This window comes from Wohlfahrtiimonas larvae (assembly GCF_002006755.1).
In the GTDB taxonomy this organism is placed as follows: domain Bacteria; phylum Pseudomonadota; class Gammaproteobacteria; order Cardiobacteriales; family Wohlfahrtiimonadaceae; genus Wohlfahrtiimonas; species Wohlfahrtiimonas larvae.
Genome location: NZ_MVDO01000078.1, coordinates 1 through 2,885, shown reverse-complemented (window position 1 = coordinate 2,885; position 2,885 = coordinate 1). Strand labels below are relative to the sequence as shown.

Genomic DNA, 2,885 nt, shown 5'->3' with positions numbered 1-2,885 from the left:
CTATAATAACTCATTATGATAATAATGAGTTAATTGTAAGATCAAATATTATTCTAAATAATATATCCATAATAAAACAGGTTTTTTCTTAGTTTGTAGGAGACTATCTACCTTTCGCATGGTTTCATCATCCACAACAGGGCAACCTTGGCTAAATCCTAAGGGTAAGTAATTTGGATACGTTTCTTCATTGGGGATGGATTTGTAGGAATGTAGCACAATGTAACGACTAAAAGCATTGCTATTAGTCTTTTCTAAGCCATGCATTTTATAATGGACATTGATACCCCATTTACTATAAGCACGAGCACCAAGCTTGTATTTACCTAAAGAAGAAGCATAGCTATTGGGTTGATTACTGAAGATAATCTTTTGATTGGTGCTTTCAAAGCCTGTATTGCCATAACCATGTGCCACTAAGCTTTCAATTTCAGGTTTATTCTCTTTAAAACTCCATACAAAGAAACGATTTTTGCCTGAATGACGAGAAAAATCTATGAGTACAGCGTGATCTAAATCCATGTCATGAGTTCTGGCATATTCATAAGCTTCTTTGGCTCGATTTTCGAGTGAAATTGTACTTTTTTGTGGTATGACATCAGAAGGTGATGTTGTGCCACGCTCAAAGTATTTTGGAATGAGCCACAAGCGATCCTTGTAATAAATGGCAGATCCGACTCCGCCTAGAATCAGTACAAATATAATAAGATAGCTGAACCATTTTAAATAATTTTTCATAGTGAATGGCTAGCTGTTAGCATTTCGCGAGCATGGTTGAAGGTTGCTTCTGTTAGTTTAACACCGCCTAGCATTCTTGCGATTTCTTGTACCCGTTCTTCTTTGGATAATTTTTTGATCTGTGTTTCAGTGTGATTGTCAGATTTTGTTTTGGCAACAGCAAAATGGTGATGCCCAAAGCTTGCCACTTGTGGTAAATGTGTGACACAAAAAACTTGGCGGCCCTCGCTCAACTCTTGTAAATGTTTGCCAATCATCTCCGCAACCGCACCACCAACGCCGGTATCTACTTCGTCAAAGATTAAAGTGGGTAGAGAAGATTTCATACTTAAAATGACAGAGATGGCTAAGCTAATACGTGCAAGCTCACCACCTGAAGCAACTTTTCCCAATGGATAAAATGGCATACCAGGATTTGAGCGAACATGGAACTCCACATTTTCTTGACCATGAGGCCCAAAGCTTTTTTCAGGATGCAAGCGGATATCAAACGCGCCACCTGTCATAGATAAACCTTGCATTGCATTTGTGATTTGTTTATTGAGAATGATGATAGCTTTTTGACGTTTTTGGGTAATTTTATCTGCGATTTTTTGCCATTTAATTTGATATTCTTTTAACTCATTTTCTAAATCTTCGATTGCTTCATCGGATAAAAATTGTGAGGCAATTTCAGTTTCAATGTCTTGCTGTTTTGTGAGTAATTCTTCAGGCTCAACGCGATGTTTTCTTGCTAAGTCATTGAGTTCTCGCATACGAGATTCCAACTGCATTAAAGTTTTTTCATCCACTTCCGTGTTATCCATGCGATTGAGATCATTGGCAACTTCAGAGCAGAGGATATCTGCTTCATTGATCATATCTGCATAGCTCTTAAATTTATCATCCAATTTAGCCAAAGTTGTGAGCTGTTGGCCAATACGATTTAATTGAGTTAAAACGCCACGATCATCATTTAAATAATTTAAGCATTTTTGAATACCATCTTGAAATTCTTCAGCATGACTCGCCTCATTGTGTTGTTCTAGTATACTTTCCCATTCTCCTTGTTTAGGAGAAATATTTTTAAATTCTTGAAGTTGAAAGTTTAAAAAATCAATACGTTCACGCATCGAATCATCTCGATTTTTAAGTTGATGGAGCTGTTCAGTTCGTTGACGAATTTCTTTGGATAAAATTTGTAACTTTATTAATTCACTTTCAGTTTCTGCATATTGGTCTAATAATTCCCGTTGATGGCCATCTTTGACTAAGGATTGATGAGCGTGTTGTCCATGAATATCAATCAGCAATTCACCTAGACTTTTAAGTGCATGTAAAGGCATGGATTGACCATTGATATAGTTTTTTGAGCGGCCTTCTTTATTAATCACTCGACGAATAATGCACTCGCCATCTTCTGATTCAATGAGCTGTTCTTGTAACCATGTTTTGGCTTTAGGAATATCAGAAACATCAAAGTGTGCTACCAAATTACACTGGCTTTTATCATGGCTAATTAGGCTATGATCGACTTTGCCACCTAAAATATAACTAAGTGCATCAACGGTGATGGATTTACCTGCGCCCGTTTCACCGCTGATGACAGACAGACCGCGATCAAATTCTAATGATAAGTTTTCAATGATCGCTAAGTTTTCTATGGTTAATTCAACAAGCATGTAAAGATACCTTTGGTTGATCAGTCAAGCGCGCATATTGTAACCAATTCTTGTGAAGTATCATAATTATTAATATCATCTCATGTCTCATATTTTTATTTAATTTTTGTAAAATCAGTATTAGAATAGTTAATTAATGATATTATTTATAATTTTAGCAACATGGCAAAACTTATAAATCATGTTGTTATTAAAATTTTGTCAGAGTTAATGGGTGAAAGGAAAGTGGATGTATAACCTACAGATTGGTTTGATGCAGGTCAGTAGTATTGGCGGTGATGTTCAGTCGAATACAAAGCGCATCATAGATGCTATTCATGTTGCACAACAAAATGGGGCGGAATTGATCATTTTTCCTGAGTTATGTGTATCAGGTTATGGTGCTGATGATCTTTTTTTGAAAGATCAGTTTTTAGATTCATGTCAATGGGCTTTATCTCAAATAGCGGCGCATGTTAAGCCTCAAGAAGTTGTATTATTAGGTTA

At 36.1% G+C, this 2,885-nt stretch carries 3 protein-coding genes; 1 reads left to right on the top strand and 2 read right to left on the bottom strand.

The annotated features are described in order from the left end of the window. Positions 1 to 48 precede the first annotated feature (48 nt). The gene (locus BZK14_RS05045; RefSeq protein WP_077925477.1) at positions 49 to 738 is read right to left on the bottom strand and encodes a murein L,D-transpeptidase catalytic domain-containing protein; all 690 of its coding nucleotides are present in this window, start codon (positions 736 to 738) and stop codon (positions 49 to 51) included. After that, entirely contained in the window at positions 735 to 2,399 is a 1,665-nt protein-coding gene (gene recN / locus BZK14_RS05040; protein ID WP_077925476.1) for a DNA repair protein RecN, read from the bottom strand. Before recN ends, BZK14_RS05045 begins: the two co-directional genes overlap by 4 nt. Positions 2,400 to 2,628: 229 nt before the next feature. On the opposite strand from recN, the gene BZK14_RS05035 reads away from it, so the two are divergent. Further along, positions 2,629 to 2,885, top strand: a 257-nt coding sequence (locus tag BZK14_RS05035; protein WP_281249076.1) for a nitrilase-related carbon-nitrogen hydrolase, incomplete at its 3' end; no start/stop codon positions are given.